Raw genomic sequence first — 18,941 nt, 5'->3', positions numbered from 1 at the left:
AACAGGATTAATGCGTTCCCATGTTGCCCGTCGTCGCTCTGGTCGGTCGTCCCAATGTCGGTAAATCGACCCTCTTCAACGCGCTGACGCGTAGCCGGGACGCTCTTGTCGCGGATATGCCCGGCGTCACGCGCGATCGCCATTATGGCGTTTGCCGCCTGGCGCATCGGCCCTTCGTCGTTGTCGATACCGGCGGTCTGTCCGGTATCGACGAAGGCATCGAAGGCCTTACGGCCCAGCAGGTTCGCCTCGCTATTTCCGAAGCCAACCTGCTGGTGTTCGTCGTCGATGCACGCGACGGCATCCTGCCGCTCGATGCCGCGATTCTTGGCGAGCTGCGTCGCAGCGGCAAGCCCATCGTCGTGGTGGTCAACAAGGTCGACGGCACGGACGAGCAGGCCTCGCTGGGCGAGTTCGCCAAGTTCGGCATCGCGTCCACGTTGCCCATGTCGGCCGCGCATAATCGTGGCATCGATCTTCTCGTCGAAACCGCGTTGCCGCAATTGCCGGACGATCGCGACGACGACCCGGGTCTGGAAGACAGCGGCATCCGTGTCGCCATCGTCGGCCGGCCGAACGCGGGCAAGTCCACCCTGATCAACCGTCTGCTCGGCGAAGATCGCCTGATCGTTTCCGATGTGGCGGGCACCACGCGCGATCCGATCCGCGTGCCGCTGGAGCGCGACGGCAAGAAGTACACCCTGATCGATACCGCCGGCGTCCGTCGTCGCGCTCGTGTCGAGGAGGCTGTAGAGAAATTCAGTGTTATCAAGACATTGCAGTCCATTGCTGCGTCGCAGGTTACGATCGTTCTGATCGATGCCCGCGAGAATCTGGCGGATCAGGACCTCACGCTGATCGGTCATGCCATCGAAGAAGGTCGCGCGCTGGTCATTGCCGTCAACAAGTGGGACGGCATGGACACGTATGCGCGCGAGCAGTGTCAGCGGGCACTGGAGCGTCGCCTGCAGTTCGTCGAGTGGGCGAAAACCGTCTTCATTTCGGCGCTGCATGGTTCGGGCCTGCGCGAACTGATGAAGGCCGTCGTGCGCGCGCATTCCGCGGCCACGCGCGTCATGAGTTCGTCGGAACTGACTCGGACGCTGGAAAAAGCCTACGAGGCCTACCAGCCGCCGCTGGTACGCGGCCACGCTCCCAAGCTGCGTTATGCGCATCCGGGCGGCTCCAATCCGCCGACCATCGTCATCCACGGCAGCCGCACGAAACATATCGCGCCGGCTTACCGTCGCTATCTGGAAGGTTTCTTCCGGAAGCGCTTCAAGCTGGAAGGTACGCCGGTCCGCGTCGACTTCCGCGATGGCGAGAATCCGTTCGCCGGCAAGAAGAACGTACTGACGGACAGTCAGGCGGCTCGCCGCCAGCGTATGATCCGAAACGCAAAACGCCGCGAGAAGTAGTCGCGCGTCCATTGAAGGGAGACCCTCGTGACCGACGCGTTCGACCGTGACCAATGGCTCGCGGCATTGCGCGGGCGGATCGTCGAGGTTCCCGTCGTGGAAGCCATGGCGCGTCAACTGGCCGGGGCGCTGATCGTCGACGTACGCGAAGATGGCGAGCGTGCCTCCGGGTCTCCGGTGGGCGCCCTCGGTTTATCGCGTGGTTTCCTTGAATTGCGCATCGAGCAGGCCGAGCCCGATCGTTCCCGCGACATGCTTCTCGTATGCGGCAGTGGCCAGCGCTCGCTGCTTGCGGCCGAAGCACTGCAACGCATGGGTTACGCCCGGGCTGCCTCTGTCGCTGGCGGTTTCGCAGCGTGGAAGGCGGCGGGGCTGCCCGTCGCATCGGGCGCATTCGATGCCGATGCCAGCGAGCGTTACGCGCGGCAGATGCTTCTGCCGCAGGTCGGTGAAGCGGGGCAGGCGAAGCTCGCCGCATCGCGCGTGGTATTGATCGGTGCGGGCGGCCTCGGTGCGCCAGCGATGCTGTATCTCGCCGCTGCTGGAGTAGGCCGCATCACGCTGGTCGACGACGATCGGGTCGAACGTTCCAACCTCCATCGACAGGTAGTGCACGCCGATGCGCGTGTGGGACTTTCGAAGGCGGAATCGGCGCGCATGACGCTGCTCGGGCTTAATCCGCGCATCGTTGTCGACACGCGCGAGGAACGCCTCCGTGCGGAAAACGTCGAGGCACTGATTCGCGACCAGGACGTCGTCATCGACGGGGCGGACAATTTCGCGACGCGCTATCTGCTCGCGGCCGCCACGCGCCGGCTCGGCATTCCGATGGTTTACGCCGCCGTCGAACGCTTCGCCGGCCAGCTCAGTGTTTTCGATCCGCGTCGCGACGATTCGCCGTGTTATCGCTGTCTGTTTCCCGAGCCGCCGGCCGCCGCCGATGCACCCAATTGCAGCGAAGCGGGCGTTCTCGGCGTATTGCCCGGCGTCGTTGGGCTATTGCAGGCTACCGAAACGCTCAAGCTGTTGTTGTCCATGGGCGAGCCGCTGGTTGGGCGGTTGCTGACCTATGACGCGCTCGACATGCACTTTCGCGAGTTGCGTTTGCGGCGCGATCCGGACTGCCCGGGGTGCGGCACATCCGCGCACTTCGACGGTTATGTCGACCTCGAACGGATGTGCGCCGCCGCTGGTTAAAGGCCTTCAGTCAAGATCGGTCGGAATCAGCGAATACATCGCCGCGTCCACGGCCACGCCGCGCAACACGAGACGATGGCGCTCGATGCCTTCGAAACAGGCCCCGATGGATTCGGCGGTTCGCCGGCTGGGTACGTTCGCGGCGGCAGCGACGACCTCCAGCCGCGTGACTTTCACCGCATCGAAAGCAAAGCGGGTCGCAAGGCGTCCGGCGCGCGTAGCGATGCGCTGTCCCTGGCGGCTCTGGCGCACCCAGTAACCAAGATTCGCGAACCGGTGTTCGCGATTGATCTGGTTTATACCCATGCCGCCCAGGAATTCGTCCGTTGCCGCATCGACGATGAGGAATGCGTAGTGATCGCCGACGAACCACCCTTCGAGGCAATGCTCGATCCATGCGCGAGCCGTTTCGAGGCCATAGTCCGCATGGCACCAGTCCTGCCAGTACCCCACGGTATCGACCGATTCGCGAACGGCGTCGGCCAGCGCGTCCGCGTCGGCCTGCCGGTACGGGCGAAGCGATATGCCGTCGCCCGTAAGGTCGCGCGGGTAGGGAAGAACGCCGGTCGGTGGGGTCGTCGTATCCATGTGTTTAATTCTTACTGTCGGTTCGGGGCCCAAGAGGCGATAATGCGCGATCCGCCCCCGAAACGAACACAATGACCGCACGTATTCTCGACGGCAAGCGCATCGCGCAGGAATTACTCGATCGCATCGGTCGTCGCGTGGCCAAGCGTGTCGCCGAGGGCAAGCGTCGTCCCGGTCTGGCCGTGGTGCTGGTGGGCGAGGATCCCGCATCGGCGGTGTACGTGAAGAACAAGCGCAAGGCCTGCGATCAGATTGGCTTCACGTCGTTCGGTTATGACCTGCCGGCATCGACGACGCAGGAAGATCTCATCGCGCTTATCGACCGTCTCAACGCGGACCCGGCCGTTCACGGCATCCTCGTACAGTCGCCATTGCCCCACCATATCGACGAAGACGCCCTGGTCGACCGTATCGACCCGGGTAAGGACGTCGACGGCTTCCAGGCCGTCAATGTCGGCCGTCTCGCCCTGCGGCGCTTCGGCCTGCGGCCGTGCACGCCCAAGGGTGTGATGACCTTGCTGGGTCATACCGATCGCCCGGTACGTGGCCGGCACGCCGTGATCGTCGGCGTCTCCAATCACGTCGGTCGCCCTCTTGCGCTTGAGCTTTTAATTGCTGGATGTACAACAACTTGCTGCCATAAGTTCACGCAGAATCTGGAAGATTTTGTCGCCCAGGCCGACATCCTCGTAGTGGCCGCCGGCAAGCCGGGCCTCGTGAAGGGCGAATGGGTGAAGCCGGGCGCGGTGGTTATCGACGTGGGTATCAATCGCCTGGACGACGGTCGTCTCGTCGGCGATGTCGAGTTCGCGCCTGCCGCCGAACGCGCCTCGTGGATTACGCCGGTGCCGGGAGGCGTTGGACCGATGACGGTAGCGACGCTGATGGAAAACACGCTGGAAGCAGCCGAAGCCATTGACGACCTGTCATAGACGTCCTGTAAAAATGTGCACTTGCAAGGTATAATGCCGCGATTTACTCGCGGGACTAATGCTTATGCGCATCCTTGCCGAGGCACTCACTTACGACGATGTGTTTCTGGTTCCCGGCCACTCCACGGTTATGCCGCGCGATGTGGACACCTCCACGCGCTTCACCCGTGGCCTGCGACTGAATATCCCCATCGTTTCGGCGGCCATGGACACGGTCACCGAAGCACGACTGGCCATTACGATGGCGCAGAACGGTGGCATGGGCATCATCCACAAGAACATGACGTTCGATCAGCAGGCCGCCGAAGTGCGCCTGGTGAAGAAGTTCGAAGCGGGCGTTATCCGCAGCCCGATCACGGTCCGTCCGGACACATCCATCAGCGAAGTCCTCCGCCTGACCCGTGCGCACAACATCTCCGGCGTGCCGGTGGTCGACGGCGAAAAGCTCGTCGGCATCGTTACCAGCCGCGACTTGCGTTTCGAGCGCAAGCTCGACGATCCGGTCCGCAACATCATGACCCGGGAAGACCGGCTGATCACGGTCAAGGAAGGTGCGGATCACGACGCCGTGCTGGAATTGCTGCACCGTAACCGCATCGAGAAAGTCCTCGTCGTCAACGACGCGTTCCAGTTGCGTGGCCTGATCACGGTCAAGGACATCCAGAAAGCGCGCGACAATCCCAACGCCGCCAAGGACACCCACGAGCGTCTCGTCGTCGGTGCCGCGGTCGGTGTCGCGGGCGATACCGAGCAGCGCGTCGAAGCGCTGGTCGAAGCGGGCGTCGACGTTATCGTGGTCGATACCGCCCACGGTCACTCGCAGGCGGTCATCGACCGTGCCGGTTGGGTAAAGAAGCGCTATCCACAGGTCCAGGTCATCGCCGGCAATATCGTTACCGGCGAAGCGGCGCGCGCGTTGCTCGACGCGGGTGTCGACGCCGTCAAGGTCGGCGTCGGTCCCGGCTCCATCTGCACCACGCGCATCGTCACCGGCGTGGGCGTGCCGCAGATCACCTCGATCGATCTCGTCGCCACGGCGCTGAAGGGTGAAATCCCGCTTATCGCCGACGGCGGTATCCGCTATTCCGGCGACATTCCGAAGGCCCTCGCGGCGGGTGCGTCGTCGGTGATGCTGGGTTCCATGTTTGCCGGCACTGAAGAAGCGCCGGGCGAGGTCGAACTGTTCCAGGGCCGTCAGTACAAGAGCTATCGCGGCATGGGTTCCATCGGTGCGATGCAGCTCGGCTCCAAGGATCGTTACTTCCAGGACGAAGCCGACGCCGACAAGCTCGTGCCCGAGGGTATCGAAGGTCGCGTGCCGTATCGTGGCTCGCTGAGCAATATCGTCCATCAGCTGATCGGCGGCCTGCGTGCTTCGATGGGCTACATGGGCGCGGCCTCGGTGGAAGAAATCCACCAGAAGGGCACCTTCGTGAAGGTCACCGGCGCGGGCGTGCACGAAGCGCATCCGCACGATATCCAGATCACGAAGGAAGCACCTAACTACCGTCTGGACTGACGCGCATAGCGCGTCTTCCAGGCTTACAGGACGCCCGACACTCGCCGGGCGTCTTGCTTTCCGGGTAACGCTGCGCAGTGGCGCGCGGAACCCGCAGATTTTCATTCGCTGGAATTTACGATGACCGACATCCATAGCGACAAGATCCTCATTCTCGATTTCGGCTCGCAGTACACGCAGCTGATCGCCCGTCGGATCCGCGAGATCGGCGTCTATTGCGAAGTCTGGGCGTGGGACCACGCTTCCGACGACATTGCGGCTTTCGCACCGCGCGGCGTCATTCTTTCCGGCAGCCCCGAATCGGTCACCGAAGAAAACTCGCCGCGGGCTCCGCAGTGCGTGTTCGAGCTTGGCGTGCCGGTGCTGGGTATCTGCTACGGCATGCAGACCATGGCCGAGCAGCTCGGTGGCAAGGTCGAGGCGGGTCATCACCGCGAATTCGGCCCGGCCGACCTGCGCTTCGGCAGCAGTGCGCTGTTCGAAGGCGTGGTCGCCGACGGCGAGACGCTTGGCGTGTGGATGTCGCACGGCGATCGCGTGACTGCGATTCCGCCCGGCTTCGCCGCGATCGCTGCCACGCCCAGCCTGCCGCTCGCCGGGATGGCCGACGAGACGCGTCGTTTCTACGGCCTGCAATACCATCCCGAAGTCACTCACTCCCAGCGGGGCCTGGAGCTGTTGCGTCGCTTCGTCGTCGACCTCTGCGGCGCGGCCACTTTGTGGGATGCGACGCACATCATCGAAGACGCCGTTGCGCGCGTGCGCGAACAGGTCGGCAGCGACAAAGTGTTGCTCGGTCTTTCCGGTGGCGTCGACTCGTCCGTTGTTGCCGCGCTGCTCGAGAAAGCGATCGGCGACCAGCTGACCTGTGTCTTCGTCGACACCGGTCTGCTGCGTTTCCAGGAAGGCGACCAGGTCATGGCGACCATGGCCGAACACATGGGCGTGCGCGTCATCCGCGTCGATGCGAAGCAGCGTTTCTTCGACGCGCTGGCGGGGGTCGAAGACCCCGAAGCCAAGCGTAAGGTCATCGGCCGTCTGTTCGTCGAGGTCTTCGATGAGGAATCGCACAAGCTCGAAGGCGTGAAGTGGCTCGCGCAGGGCACGATCTATCCCGACGTCATCGAATCGGCCGCCGGCAAGACGGGTAAGGCGCACGTCATCAAGAGCCACCACAACGTGGGCGGCCTGCCGGAGACGATGAAGCTCAAGCTCGTCGAGCCGTTGCGCGAACTCTTTAAGGACGAAGTCCGTCGCATTGGTGTCGAACTCGGTCTGCCGAGCGACATGGTCTATCGCCATCCGTTCCCGGGGCCCGGCCTTGGCGTACGCGTCCTTGGCGAGGTCAAGCCGGAGTTCGTCGACCTGCTTCAGCGCGCCGATGCGATCTTCATCGAAGAGCTGCGCAAGCACGGCCTTTACGATCGCGTCAGCCAGGCGTTCGCCGTCTTCCTGCCAGTACGTTCGGTGGGTGTGGTCGGCGACGGCCGCGCTTACGAGTGGGTCATCGCGCTGCGCGCCGTCGAGACCATCGACTTCATGACGGCGCACTGGGCGCATCTGCCGTACGACTTCCTTGATCGCGTATCAACTAGAATTATCAATGAGTTGCGCGGTATATCTCGTGTTGTTTATGACATAAGTGGCAAGCCGCCCGCGACGATCGAGTGGGAGTGATTTGCATGCTATGGGTGGATGGTCAAGGCCATCCACCCATAGCCATTCCGTGGGTGGTTTTGCGTCGAGCTTCTTGCGTGTATACAACGTCAACACACTAAGGGGCGGCAACCATGGCCGCGGCACCACGTAGCTCCACCATCAATCTGCGAATCCAGACGCCTCAACGGGCCCTGATCGATCAGGCGGCGCGAGTCGCGGGTAAGAATCGTACGGACTTCATGCTGGAAGCCGCGTTCGAGAAAGCGCAGCAGGTACTGCTCAATCAGACGGTGTGTTCGCTCGATGCCGAACAGTTCAGCCGTTTCGAACAAGTGCTGGATGCTCCTGTGGAGCGCCTCGATGCATTGAACGACCTGTTGCGACGCAAGGCGCCATGGGATCTTTGACGGGCGGGACTCTCACTGTCCCCATGCCGTTGACGGAAGAGCATCGACTCGATGCATTTCGATGCGTCGAGCCTTCCCTCGAAGATTGGTTGAAACGACGCGCGCAACGTAATCAATACGGCGCGCTTCCCGTGTCTATGTCACCTGCCATGAGCGGGACGTCGTGGGTTATTACGCTTTATCGACGGGTGTCGTGGCGCATGCCGAAGCGCCCGGACCGCTGCGCCGGAACATGCCCGATCCTATTCCGGTAAGTGTTCTTGGGCGGCTGGCCGTTCACCGGGATGGGTCGGGCCAGGGCATCGGTTCGGGGTTGCTCAAGGATGCGGTTCTTCGAAGCGTTCGTCTCGCCAGGGAGGTCGGCATGAAGGCGATGCTGTATCACGCCCTGGGCGACGAAACAAAGGCGTTCTACCTGCATCACGGTTTCTCCGAATCGCCCATCGAACTGCTCACGGTGATGCTCAACCTTACGAAGATCGTTCCCGGTTGACGGAATGGTCGGTTCGAATCACCCCGTCCATGCCAACGCACGGATAACCCGGCCAAAATTGCCACGCGCGGAGCCGGGTTCCTTTATCGATGGCATCATTCCGAACGGCGGCGTTCGCCACGGCGTGTAAGATCGCGTCACACCTATGGCGGAATGGCACAAATGGCTCTGCGCAACCTCGACGACCTGACGGTCTTCCTCAAGGTGCTGGACTGTCAGAGCTTTTCCGCGGCCGCGCGTGCGCTCGACCTCGCGCCGGCCACTGTCAGTAAGCAGATGGCCCGGCTTGAAGCGGCGCTGGGAACCAGCCTCTTCGAACGCAATACGCGGCGATTGAAAATCACCGACGAAGGAAGGGCAGTCGCCGAGCGCGTACGTGCGGCAGTGGCTTTACTTGACGAGGCGGGCGACGTTGCGCGTCAGGGCAACGATGGACTTTTCGGCATGCTGCGCGTCACGGCGCCCGTCCTGTTTGGAAGCCGCTACGTGGCAGCGGCTATTGCCTTGTTTCGCGAACGTCATCCCCAGGTCGGCTTCGAGCTGCACCTGACCGATCGAGTGGTCGATCTTTACGCCAGCGATCTGGACCTGGCGATCCGCTTCGGCCGCCTCGCCGATTCGCGGCTCCTGGCGCGGGGGCTGGCAACCAGCCGGCGCATTCTTGTTGCGTCGCCCGACTACATTCGACGTCATGGCCAACCAATACATCCACGCGACCTCCGGCAGCACCGGTGTTTGCTCTTCGCGTATCCGGGTCTGCGCGATAACCGCTGGTCGTTGCGCAAGATCGGTGGTCGCGGCCTGGTGGAGCAGGTCGACGTAAACAGCGATCTCAGCAGCGATAACGGCGATGCGTTGCGCGTGTGGTCCGCGGCAGGCATGGGCATCGCGTTGCGCGAGACGTGGAATGCTGCCGGAGATCTGTGTCAGGGGACGTTGCTGCGCGTGCTTCCGGAATGGGAAGAGCCCGGGACACCCATCAGCGCGGTGCGTGCGCGCCGCGATCCCGTGCCAGCACGTCTTGCCGCCTTTATCGATTTCCTGGCCGAACTATGGACGGAACCGGCCCCCTGGGACCGGTTGCTCGGCCCGTCGGCGGATTCGAAACCGCCCGGAGAAACGCCATGACCGCCTATGTTGCCCTGTTGCGCGCAGTCAATGTCGGCGGGACCGGAAAGCTGCCGATGAGCGAACTGAAGGCCATGTGCGAGCGCGCGGGTTTCGGCACGGTAAGCACGTACATCGCCAGCGGCAATGTGGTTTTCACGACGCGAATGGCCGAAGCGCGCGTCAAGGCCGCGTTGGAGGAGCAACTGGCGGCCTATGCCGGCAAGGCGGTCGACGTCGTCGTCCGTAGCGCGAGCGAAATGGCGGCGGTACTCGCCGCGAATCCGTTTCCAAAGGATCCGCCCAATAGCACCGTCGCGATTTTCATGGACAAAGCACCCCCCGCGGACGCACTCGATCGCGTTACCGGTGTGCGCGACGAGCGCATGGGCCTCGGTCTTCGGGAAATCTATGTCAGTTACGGAAGCGGCATGGGAACGTCGAAACTGAAGATTCCCGCCGCGGCGAAAGGCACGGCACGAAACCTCAATACGATTGCCAGGCTCGCCGGTATGGCGGCTGCCTTACAATAGGGCATGTCCGATACCTCGCCATTCGAAGCGTCCGCCGCTTCCCTGTTCTCCGACGATGACCGCGCGTTCATGGCCCGTGCGCTCGAACTGGCCGCGCACGCACGCGACGCCGAGGGCGAAGTGCCCGTGGGTGCCGTGCTGGTAGTCGACGGCGCCATCGTCGGGGAAGGCTGGAATCGCAACATTTCCCTGAACGATCCGACGGCGCATGCGGAGATTCAGGCGCTGCGCGCGGCCGGTCAGGCGCTGGCCAACTATCGGTATCCGGGATCGACGCTATACGTCACGCTGGAACCATGCTCGATGTGTGCGATGGCGATGGTGCATGCACGGGTGGGGCGCGTCGTATACGGGGCTGCCGATCCCAAGACCGGCGCCGCGGGCAGCGTGTTCGATACGTTGGTATCGGACCGCCACAATCACCGTGTTTCGGTGCAGGGTGGCCTTTGCGCGGACGAGGCGTCGACGATGCTTCGCGAGTTCTTCCGCGCCCGCCGCTAACCGCTTTTTTGTAGGATCCCGCAAGCGGGCTCCTACAAAAAAGCGGCCAGTGCTTCGGCTATGGGTCGTTCGATCTTCAGCGTCAGCAAATCGTCGGCACGGGTTACGCCCAGGTTGAGCGACGCGATGGGCAGACCGCGCCGCGATGCTTCCAGTACGAAGCGATATCCCGAATAGACCATCAACGACGAACCGGCGACGAGCATGGCGTCGGCGCGGTCGAGGTGCGCCCAGGCGGTATCTACGCGTGCACGCGGGACGTTCTCTCCGAAGAACACGACATCCGGTTTCAGGATGCCGTCGCAGACCAGGCACGGCGGCACGTTGAACCGCGAAAAATCGACACCGTCCAGATCCGCATCGCCATCGGGGGCGATGGCGGCGCTGACCTCCAGCCAGTCGGGATTCGCCTCGATCAGCCGGTATTGGAACGCGTTGCGCGGGCGAATGTCCCCGCAGTTCATGCAACGCACGCGATCGAGTCGTCCGTGAAGATCGACCACATTCAGACTGCCGGCGGCTTCGTGCAGCCCGTCGACGTTTTGCGTCAGCAATAACTCAATGCGGCCGGCATGTTCCATCGCGGCAAGTGCGCGATGCGCGATATTGGGGCGCGCGCGGCCGAAGGATTGCCATCCGATCATGCTGCGGGCCCAGTATCGGGCCCGGGCCAGCGCCGTCCCCATGAATGCTTGCAGGGTCATCGGCGGGCTGCGTTTCCACGCGCCGGCCCCGTCGCGATAGTCCGGAATGCCCGAATCGGTACTGATACCGGCGCCCGTCACGACGAAAAGACGCTTGTGCGCGAAAACGAAGTCTTCGAGCGGCGTGCGCTGGGAGTCGCGTTCGGCAGGCAGGTTCACGGGAAGGCCGGGAGGCGGGAGAGTGGAAACTATATCGCAGCCTATTCACGGAAGGATGGCGCATATCTGGCAAAATGCGAGGTCGAACAAAGGGCGTGGCCTGGAACTTGCCCGTCTTTCGTGACATGCCGCATGGAGCATTCGATCGATGGGTCGCGCAGGAATGTGCAGGCAGGCGACCGGTCGCGTGACGCGCTCCGGGTGCGTTCACGTTAAACTGGTTAGGGTTTGTAATGGCACCAGGAAGGGCACCTGGCGATGTCATGGTAAGGGGATAGTGGTGAGTGTACGTTCCGGGATGCATGCCACAGGACTGGCTGTTGCCATCTCTGTTGCCCTGTTGTCGATGTCCGGCGCGGTTCGGGCAACGCAAGTCCGCGAATTCGTGTCGCGCGACGACCTTATGCGGCGCATCGCGGACGAACGCGCGGCTGGTCGCCGTTTCGATGCCCTGAAGTTATGTGAAGACATCCTGGCCCGTTGGCCGGACGATCGCGTCGCGCGCGCGCAGGAGGCGAGCCTGCTCGCCGAACTGGGCGGTTCCGTTCGCGCGGAGGAACTGGCGCGTAACGAACGATCGCCTCGCGAAGCCGTCGCGATGCAGCGCTTGCGTGCGGATGTGGTGGCGCACGAAATCCGTTGGGCCGATGCCGAGCCGGTCGATCCGCGCGTGCCTTACGCCGAGCCCGACGCAGCGGTCGCCGACCTGGATCGTCTGATTGCCGAAAAACGTCCCGATATGCAGGACATCGCCACCCGCGCCCGCATCGACCGCCTCGTTGCGCTGGAAAAGGCGGGCAGGGCGGACGAAGCGGTGTCCGCGTACGACGAGATGCGCGCGACCGATGTCACGGTTCCCGCGTATGCGCAGCGACCGGTGGCCGATGCATTGCTCCAGCGACATCGCCCCAGGGAAGCCGTTGCACTGCTCGAGGACAGCATCCGTCAGGACCCCGGTCCATACGATCCGATCGAAACCGATCCGCATATCCCCCTGATGTATGCGTACATGGAATCGAACCGCACATCGAAGGCCTTCGAGACGATCGATACGCTCGCCGAACGCGAGCCGCGCTGGATACGCAGTCCCGTAACGCCCACTCCGATACAGAATTCACGCAAGGTCGATGCCGATCTGAATGCGGCACTGTTGCGTGAATATGTCGGCCTGCTCGACGAAGCCCATCGACGTCTCGTGCTCATGAGCGACGAAGCGCCCGCCAATGCCGCCATCCGGCGCGAACTGGGCCTGTCCGAACTTTCGCGCGGGTGGCCGCGGCAAGCCGCGGACACGCTTGCGATCGCGGGAACGCTGGATACCAACGATACCGGCGTCGACCTCGGCCTCATAAACGCCAACCGCACGCTGAACGATTACGCGAGCGTCGAGCCGTCGTTGCGCCATACCGAAACCCTGGCGCCACGCAGCAATCGCGTGAAGGAAGAGCGATTGTCCTGGGAGCGCGAACGCGGCTGGCAGTTCGACATCACACATGCGAACGGTAGCGGTAGCAGTCCCGACTACGGCGACCGTGACGCGGAGACGGAGGCGACCATCGCCAGTCCGCTTATCGACGATCATTGGCGCGTGCTCGGCATCGCGCGTTATGCCTCCGCGGCGTTGCCCGAGGGCAATGTGCAGCGCGAGCGCGTCGGTCTGGGCCTGCGCGGCTACGCGCGTGGTCTTGAAGCCTATGTGCAAGCGCTGCCGTCCACCGATCGTTTCGTCGGCCGCACGGCCATCGAAGCCGGTGCGAAGTACGCGATCAGCGACCACTGGACCGTGACCGCCGACTGGAGTTCCGCGGGTTCGGACGTGCCATTGCGTGCTCAGTATTACGGTATATCGGCCAAAACGTTGGATACCGCGGTCATCTGGCGCGCCAGTGAACTTACCCAGGTGAAGTTCACCGCTTCGCAGGGTCGCTTCAGTGACAACAATAAACGCAATGCGTGGCAGGCGGCGCTCGTCCAGCGCGTTTACACGGCGCCGTATCTCACGCTCGACGGTGGCCTGGAACTGGGCGGCTCGCGTAACACCTTGCCCGACCGTCCTTACTTCAATCCCAGGCACGACACGTCATGGGCGGTTACCGGACGGCTGGAAAACCTGCTCCACCAGTTCTACGACCGCACGTGGCGGCAACGTATCGACGTTGCCGTGGGGCAATACGCGCAACGCGGTTATGCGACAGGCTGGCAGGCCAGCGCGCGCTACGGGCAGACTTTCGAGCCGCGCGCAGGCCTCGGTTTCGGCTGGGGCGTGGGTTGGCACAATCAGCCATACGACGGCAAACGCGAGTCCCGCGTCGTGCTGGACCTGACGATGCACTGGGGCGAATGACATGACGTTACGCAAGTTTGTTGTTTTCCTGCTCCTGATGGTGATTGCCTCTGGCGCGGCGGCCGAACCGGCGGCGCCGGGCAAGAACACGCTCATCGTGCTGGCGTATCACGATGTTCGCGACGACGTGCGTAGCGATGCCGACCGCGATCCCGATGCGATCAGTTCGGACCGTCTGGTATCGCACTTCGACTGGCTGCGCGCGAACGGCTATCACGTCGTCAGTCTCGAACAGGTCGTCGCGGCCAGTCATGGCGGTGCCGCATTGCCGGATCACCCGGTATTGCTGACCTTCGACGATGGCTTGCGTAGTTTTTATACGCGGGTCTATCCCTTGCTGCGCGCCTATCGCTACCCGGCGGTAGCCGCGCTCGTCGGTGCCTGGATCGACATGCCCGACGGAAAGACCATGCCGTACAACGGAAGCACATGCGACCGGTCATGCTTTATCACCTGGGATCAGGTCAAGGAAATCCAGTCCAGCGATCTGGTCGAGTTCGCTTCGCACAGTTACGACCTGCATCACGGCATCGACGGCAATCCTCAGGGTAGCCAGCCGCCTGCCGCCGTGACCGCGCGTTACTTCGCCGACAGCAAAAACTACGAGGACGAAGCTGCCTACGGTGCACGCATCCGCGCCGACATGAAGAAGAGCGCGGACGAGATCGAAGCCCGGACAGGCCATCGGCCGCGTGCCATTGTCTGGCCTTACGGCGCGTATAACCTCGTCGCGACGAAAATCGCAGCGGAAGAGGGTATGAGCGTATCGATGAGTCTCGACGATGCGCTGCCGACCCTCGATCCGTCGCACACGATTCCGCGTCTCCTGATCAGCGACAACATCGACGCTATTCATCTGGCGTGGTTGATGCGCCATCCGCCGCGCGTCGATCCGATTCGCGCGGTCCAGGTCGACCTGGACTACGTCTACGATCCCGATCCGGTGCAGCAGGATGCGAACCTGTCGAAGCTACTGGATCGCATCAAACGCATGCATCCCACGCAGGTATGGCTGCAGGCTTATGCCGATCCGGACGGCGATGGCGTAGCCGATGCGGTGTACTTCCCGAATCGCCATCTGCCGATGCGGGCCGATCTCTATTCGCGCGTCGAATGGCAGTTGCGCACGCGCGCCGGCGTGCAGGTATTCGCGTGGTTGCCGGTCATGGCGTTCCGCTTTCCCGATGGCGCGACGCTTCCTTCGCTCGGTGCCGGCGATGCGAAGGACAAAGACCACTTCCGTCTTGCTCCGTGGAATCCCAAAGTGCGCGCGATGATTGGCGACGTCTACGAAGATCTCGCACGGCACGCGGACTCGGCAGGCATCCTTTTTTCCGACGATGCCTACCTGCGCGATACCGACAAACTCGGGCCCTGGGCAGGCGACAGCGCCACGCAGCGTACCCAGCGTCTTGTGGACTTCACCAAAGAACTGGCCGAGCGTGTACGGCGCTGGCGTCCGCTGGTGCTGACTGCGCGTAATATCTATGCCCGGCCGATCGTCGACCCAAAAGCCGAAGGGTGGTTTGCGCAGAGTCTTCAGGCGTTCGTCGCGGCTTATGACGTCACCGCTGTGATGGCGATGCCGCAACTGGATAACGAATCGCCTTCGGATGCCTGGTTCCGGCGTCTGCTGGCGTCGGTAAAAGCCCAGCCGGGTGCGCTCGATCGCACGTTGTTCGAAGTAGCCACCGAGGACTGGACTCGTAAGCAGCCCATTCCCTCCGCGACGATCGCCCATCGACTACGCTTGCTGCAAACGGGTGGAGCGCTTCATCTCGGCTATTACCCCGACGATTTCCTGAGGGACCATCCGAAGCTCGAGACCATCCGGCCCGCGATTTCCGCCGCGGATTATCCCTATCCCTTGCCGGATCGGTAGCCATGGGCGGAACCATCATTCACTGGTTACTTGAGTTCGCTTTTTTCTATCCGCTATCGATGTCGTTGATATGGATGAGCGGCGGACTTATTTATTTCTTCCGCTGGGAGCGGAACGAGCCCTTGCGCGTGACCCCGCCCGAGCTTCCCGATTATCCCTTCGTCACGCTGATCGTTCCGTGCCATAACGAGGGCGCACAGGTTCGCGAAACCATCGCGCACCTTTCCGGTCAGCGTTATCCCGCGTTTGAGATCATCGCGGTCAACGACGGTTCGACGGACGATACCGGGGCGCAGCTCGACCAGCTGACACGCGAAGTATCGAATCTGCGCGTCATCCACCTGGCCAGCAACCAGGGCAAGGCGATGGGATTGCGCATGGCCGCGCTGGCTTCCCGTGGCGACTATTTCGTCTGCATCGACGGCGACGCGCTGCTCGACGAATACGCCACGCACTGGCTCATGTACCACATGAACGACGGATCGCGCGTGGCCGCCGTGACCGGTAACCCGCGCATCCGCAATCGTTCCACCTTGCTGGGCAAGCTGCAGGTCGGCGAGTTCTCGTCGATCATCGGCCTGATCAAGCGGGCGCAACGGGTTTATGGCCGCATTTTTACGGTTTCGGGCGTGATCGCCGCGTTCCGCAAGAGCGCGCTGCACGATGTCGGTTACTGGAATACCGACATGGTGACCGAGGATATCGATATCAGCTGGCGGCTGCAGATGCGCCACTGGGATATCCGCTACGAACCGAATGCCCTGTGCTGGATTCTGATGCCCGAAACCGTGCGTGGCCTCTGGAAGCAGCGGTTGCGCTGGGCGCAGGGGGGCTCGGAAGTGCTTCTTCGCTACTCCCGCCTATTGTTGCGCTGGCGACAGCGGCGCATGTGGCCGGTGGCGCTGGAGTATCTGCTCAGCCTGTTGTGGGCTTACGACATGGCCGCGATCTTCACGTTGTGGGTGACCGGCAAATTCATCGAGCTGCCGCCGGCGCTATACGTCGATACGTTGCTCCCCCACTGGCATGGCGTCGTACTCGGCGCTACCTGTCTTATCCAGTTTCTGGTGAGCCTGATCGTCGACCGCCGGTACGAAACCCGGGTAGGTCGCAATTACTACTGGATGATCTGGTATCCGCTGATCTACTGGGTACTCAACACCGCCACGTCGATCGTCGCCTTTCCCAAGGCGCTGCTGAAGCGCAAGGGTACCAAGGCCGTCTGGGTCAGTCCTGACAGGGGGATCCGATGAAAGCCGAAGCGATCATTATCCAGCGGCCGGATCGCCAGAGTCCGGCGCAGCGCGTGTTTTTCGGTCTGGCTACCCTCGTGGCATGGGCCTTCTGGGTTTTCCTCTGGTTGCCGCTGATAACGCTGGTGGCCTGGGGCTTCGGTTTCCGTACGACGTACGTGGAGATGTTCGTACAGTCCAGGGGGAAGGGCGCTACGGACCTGATCGAACTGCTATTACTGGCGGCTGTGTGCGCGCTGATCGTCATCGCCTGGTCGCTGTACAACCGTTTCCGCTACGGGGGCAGGGTAAGGCGTCGCGCGTTCCGTTCGATCCAGTCCGACGAGACGGCCCATGCGATGGGCACGACGGAATCGGCCGTGCTTGCCATGCGCGATGCCCGCATCAGCACGATCGCGTTCGCCGAGGACGGCACGCTGCACGTCGGAGAGATCCGGGACCGTTAGGCCGGACCTGCACGCAAACTTGACAACCGCCGGGCCGGCGGCAACCTACAATGTCCGGATACCGCATCGGCGGTCGGCAGGAGAAACACTTGAGTTCCAGCATCAGTCCGCTTGCAGGTAAACCGGCGACTTCGGCGCCGCTCGTCGACGTGGCGCGACTTCTCGCCGCCTATCGCGACCTGACTCCCGATCCGGCGGTTCCGGAGCAACGCGTCGCATTCGGCACGTCGGGGCATCGTGGCTCGTCGTTCGATCGCTCGTTCAACGAAGCCCATGTATGGGCCATCGTCCAGGCTATCTGCGAATACCGGAAAAACGACGGCGTGGACGGCCCGCTCTTCGTCGGTATCGATACGCACGCGCTCTCGGAGCCGGCATTCGAGAGCACGCTGGAAGTCCTTGCCGCCAACGGCGTCGGCACCCTGATTTCCAAAGGCGGCGAATTCACGCCGACGCCGGCTGTGTCGCATGCGATTCTTCGGTACAACAGCGGCCGGGAGCATGGTCGTGCCGACGGTATCGTTATTACGCCCTCGCACAATCCGCCGGAAAGCGGCGGCATCAAATACAACCCGCCTCATGGCGGTCCCGCCGACACCGATGCCACATCCTGGATCGCGGCCCGCGCGAATGCGCTGATCGAAGGAGGGCTGCGCGAGGTGAAGCGCGTCACCATCGATGTCGCGCGCAGAGCGGACACCACGCACGAACACGATTTCCTGCAGGAATACGTCGCGGACCTCGAACACGCGCTCGATCTCGACGCGATCCGCGCTGCCTCCGTCCATATGGCGGTGGATCCCCTCGGCGGTGCCGGCGTGCACTACTGGGCGGCGATCGCGGAGCGCTACAAGCTTGACCTCACGGTGGTCAGCGACACCGTCGATCCGACCTTTTCCTTCATGTCGCTGGACTGGGACGGTCGCATCCGCATGGACCCGTCGTCGTCCTATGCGATGCAGCGCTTGATCGGCCTTAAGGACGATTTCGACGTGGCATTCGCCTGCGATACCGATCACGATCGCCATGGCGTCGTCACCCGAAGCGCTGGATTGATGCCGGCCAATCATTATCTCGCAACCGCTGCGGAGTACCTGTTCCGGCATCGTCGTGGCTGGCGTACCGACGCTGCGGTCGGCAAGACGGTAGTCAGTACCGCTTTGATCGATCGCATCGCGAAACGGCTTGGAAGGCCGTTGCTCGAAGTGCCCGTCGGCTTCAAATGGTTCGTCCCGGGGCTCTACGACGGCAGCCTGGGGTTCGGATGCGAAGAGAGCGCGGGGGCCTCGTTCCTGGCGAAAGACGGCTCTGCCTGGTCCACCGACAAGGATGGCATCGTGGCCGCGCTCCTCGCAGGCGAGATGACGGCAAGGCTCGGTCGCGACCCGGGCGAGATATACAAGGGCATTACCCACGATCTCGGGGACCCGGCCAGCGCGCGCATCGATGCCGCGGCGACACATGCCCAGAAAGCAAAACTGTCGAAGCTGACACCGGAACAGGTAACGTCGAAGACGCTCGCTGGCGAACCGGTCATACAGATCCAGAATCGTGCGCCGGCGAACGATCAGCTTATCGGCGGCATCAAGGTGATTTCCAGCAATGGGTGGTTTGCCGCCCGTCCATCGGGCACCGAGGATATCTACAAGGTCTATGGCGAATCGTTCAAGGGGCGCGATCACCTCGATCGTATCCTGGAAGAAGCCCAGGCCATGGTGGATGCCGCCCTGGCCGGGAGCTGACCGGCGCGCGCAACGATGGACACGTCTTCACGCGCTGCCGCTTGCTTCCCACCGTCG

General features: G+C 62.9%; 17 protein-coding genes. 15 read left to right on the top strand and 2 right to left on the bottom strand.

Annotation, left to right across the window (positions count from 1 at the left end):
* Positions 1 to 20 precede the first annotated feature (20 nt).
* Positions 21 to 1,418: a ribosome biogenesis GTPase Der gene (gene der / locus AC3IR3_RS11275; protein WP_489192145.1), complete on the top strand. Its 1,398-nt coding sequence runs from the start codon at positions 21 to 23 to the stop codon at positions 1,416 to 1,418.
* Between the two features lie 105 nt (positions 1,419 to 1,523).
* Positions 1,524 to 2,615 (top strand): molybdopterin-synthase adenylyltransferase MoeB, encoded by a 1,092-nt coding sequence (gene moeB / locus AC3IR3_RS11270; protein ID WP_489196917.1) that lies wholly within the window; start codon positions 1,524 to 1,526, stop codon positions 2,613 to 2,615.
* Positions 2,616 to 2,621: 6 nt separating this feature from the next.
* Here the strand turns inward: moeB and AC3IR3_RS11265 are convergent, their stop codons facing one another.
* Positions 2,622 to 3,203 (bottom strand): GNAT family N-acetyltransferase, encoded by a 582-nt coding sequence (locus tag AC3IR3_RS11265; protein WP_489192143.1) that lies wholly within the window; start codon positions 3,201 to 3,203, stop codon positions 2,622 to 2,624.
* 71 nt (positions 3,204 to 3,274) lie between these two features.
* Here AC3IR3_RS11265 and folD point away from each other — a divergent pair, with 71 nt between their 5' ends.
* From folD to tadA, 8 genes are all read left to right on the top strand, one after another.
* Positions 3,275 to 4,135 carry a bifunctional methylenetetrahydrofolate dehydrogenase/methenyltetrahydrofolate cyclohydrolase FolD gene (folD, locus tag AC3IR3_RS11260; protein ID WP_489192141.1) on the top strand — a complete coding sequence of 287 codons (861 nt, stop codon included), beginning with the start codon at positions 3,275 to 3,277 and terminating at the stop codon, positions 4,133 to 4,135.
* 64 nt (positions 4,136 to 4,199) lie between these two features.
* Positions 4,200 to 5,654 (top strand): IMP dehydrogenase, encoded by a 1,455-nt coding sequence (guaB, locus tag AC3IR3_RS11255; protein WP_132145022.1) that lies wholly within the window; start codon positions 4,200 to 4,202, stop codon positions 5,652 to 5,654.
* A gap of 120 nt (positions 5,655 to 5,774) precedes the next feature.
* Entirely contained in the window at positions 5,775 to 7,331 is a 1,557-nt protein-coding gene (gene guaA, locus AC3IR3_RS11250) for a glutamine-hydrolyzing GMP synthase (RefSeq protein ID WP_489192139.1), read from the top strand.
* 113 nt (positions 7,332 to 7,444) lie between these two features.
* Positions 7,445 to 7,720 (top strand): type II toxin-antitoxin system TacA family antitoxin, encoded by a 276-nt coding sequence (locus AC3IR3_RS11245; RefSeq protein ID WP_489192138.1) that lies wholly within the window; start codon positions 7,445 to 7,447, stop codon positions 7,718 to 7,720.
* Between the two features lie 163 nt (positions 7,721 to 7,883).
* Positions 7,884 to 8,213, top strand: coding sequence for a GNAT family N-acetyltransferase (locus tag AC3IR3_RS11240; RefSeq protein WP_489192137.1), 330 nt, complete (start codon positions 7,884 to 7,886; stop codon positions 8,211 to 8,213).
* Positions 8,214 to 8,375: 162 nt separating this feature from the next.
* Entirely contained in the window at positions 8,376 to 9,341 is a 966-nt protein-coding gene (locus tag AC3IR3_RS11235) for a LysR family transcriptional regulator (protein WP_489192136.1), read from the top strand.
* A complete protein-coding gene (locus AC3IR3_RS11230; protein ID WP_489192134.1) occupies positions 9,338 to 9,853 on the top strand; it encodes a DUF1697 domain-containing protein in 516 nt (171 codons plus the stop codon). The genes AC3IR3_RS11235 and AC3IR3_RS11230 overlap by 4 nt, the downstream gene beginning before the upstream one ends.
* A 69-nt stretch (positions 9,854 to 9,922) precedes the next feature.
* Positions 9,923 to 10,354 (top strand): tRNA adenosine(34) deaminase TadA, encoded by a 432-nt coding sequence (gene tadA / locus AC3IR3_RS11225; RefSeq protein ID WP_489196916.1) that lies wholly within the window; start codon positions 9,923 to 9,925, stop codon positions 10,352 to 10,354.
* Between the two features lie 32 nt (positions 10,355 to 10,386).
* Here the strand turns inward: tadA and AC3IR3_RS11220 are convergent, their stop codons facing one another.
* Entirely contained in the window at positions 10,387 to 11,211 is an 825-nt protein-coding gene (locus AC3IR3_RS11220) for an NAD-dependent protein deacetylase (RefSeq protein ID WP_489196915.1), read from the bottom strand.
* Positions 11,212 to 11,497: 286 nt separating this feature from the next.
* On the opposite strand from AC3IR3_RS11220, the gene pgaA reads away from it, so the two are divergent.
* The 5 genes from pgaA (at position 11,498) to pgm (ending at position 18,884) form a co-directional block, all read left to right on the top strand.
* Positions 11,498 to 13,561 (top strand): poly-beta-1,6 N-acetyl-D-glucosamine export porin PgaA, encoded by a 2,064-nt coding sequence (gene pgaA, locus AC3IR3_RS11215; RefSeq protein ID WP_489192132.1) that lies wholly within the window; start codon positions 11,498 to 11,500, stop codon positions 13,559 to 13,561.
* Position 13,562: 1 nt separating this feature from the next.
* Entirely contained in the window at positions 13,563 to 15,443 is a 1,881-nt protein-coding gene (pgaB, locus tag AC3IR3_RS11210; RefSeq protein WP_489192130.1) for a poly-beta-1,6-N-acetyl-D-glucosamine N-deacetylase PgaB, read from the top strand.
* Positions 15,444 to 15,445: 2 nt separating this feature from the next.
* Entirely contained in the window at positions 15,446 to 16,696 is a 1,251-nt protein-coding gene (gene pgaC, locus AC3IR3_RS11205) for a poly-beta-1,6-N-acetyl-D-glucosamine synthase (protein ID WP_489192128.1), read from the top strand.
* On the top strand, positions 16,693 to 17,142 hold the full coding sequence (pgaD, locus tag AC3IR3_RS11200) for a poly-beta-1,6-N-acetyl-D-glucosamine biosynthesis protein PgaD (RefSeq protein WP_489192126.1): 450 nt from the start codon (positions 16,693 to 16,695) through the stop codon (positions 17,140 to 17,142). The genes pgaC and pgaD overlap by 4 nt, the downstream gene beginning before the upstream one ends.
* 89 nt (positions 17,143 to 17,231) lie before the next feature.
* The gene (gene pgm, locus AC3IR3_RS11195; protein WP_489192124.1) at positions 17,232 to 18,884 is read left to right on the top strand and encodes a phosphoglucomutase (alpha-D-glucose-1,6-bisphosphate-dependent); all 1,653 of its coding nucleotides are present in this window, start codon (positions 17,232 to 17,234) and stop codon (positions 18,882 to 18,884) included.
* Positions 18,885 to 18,941 lie beyond the last annotated feature (57 nt).

The sequence above is a fragment of the Luteibacter sp. GL_149 genome, from assembly GCF_057834065.1.
This window is presented reverse-complemented; position numbering and strand designations above follow the sequence as displayed.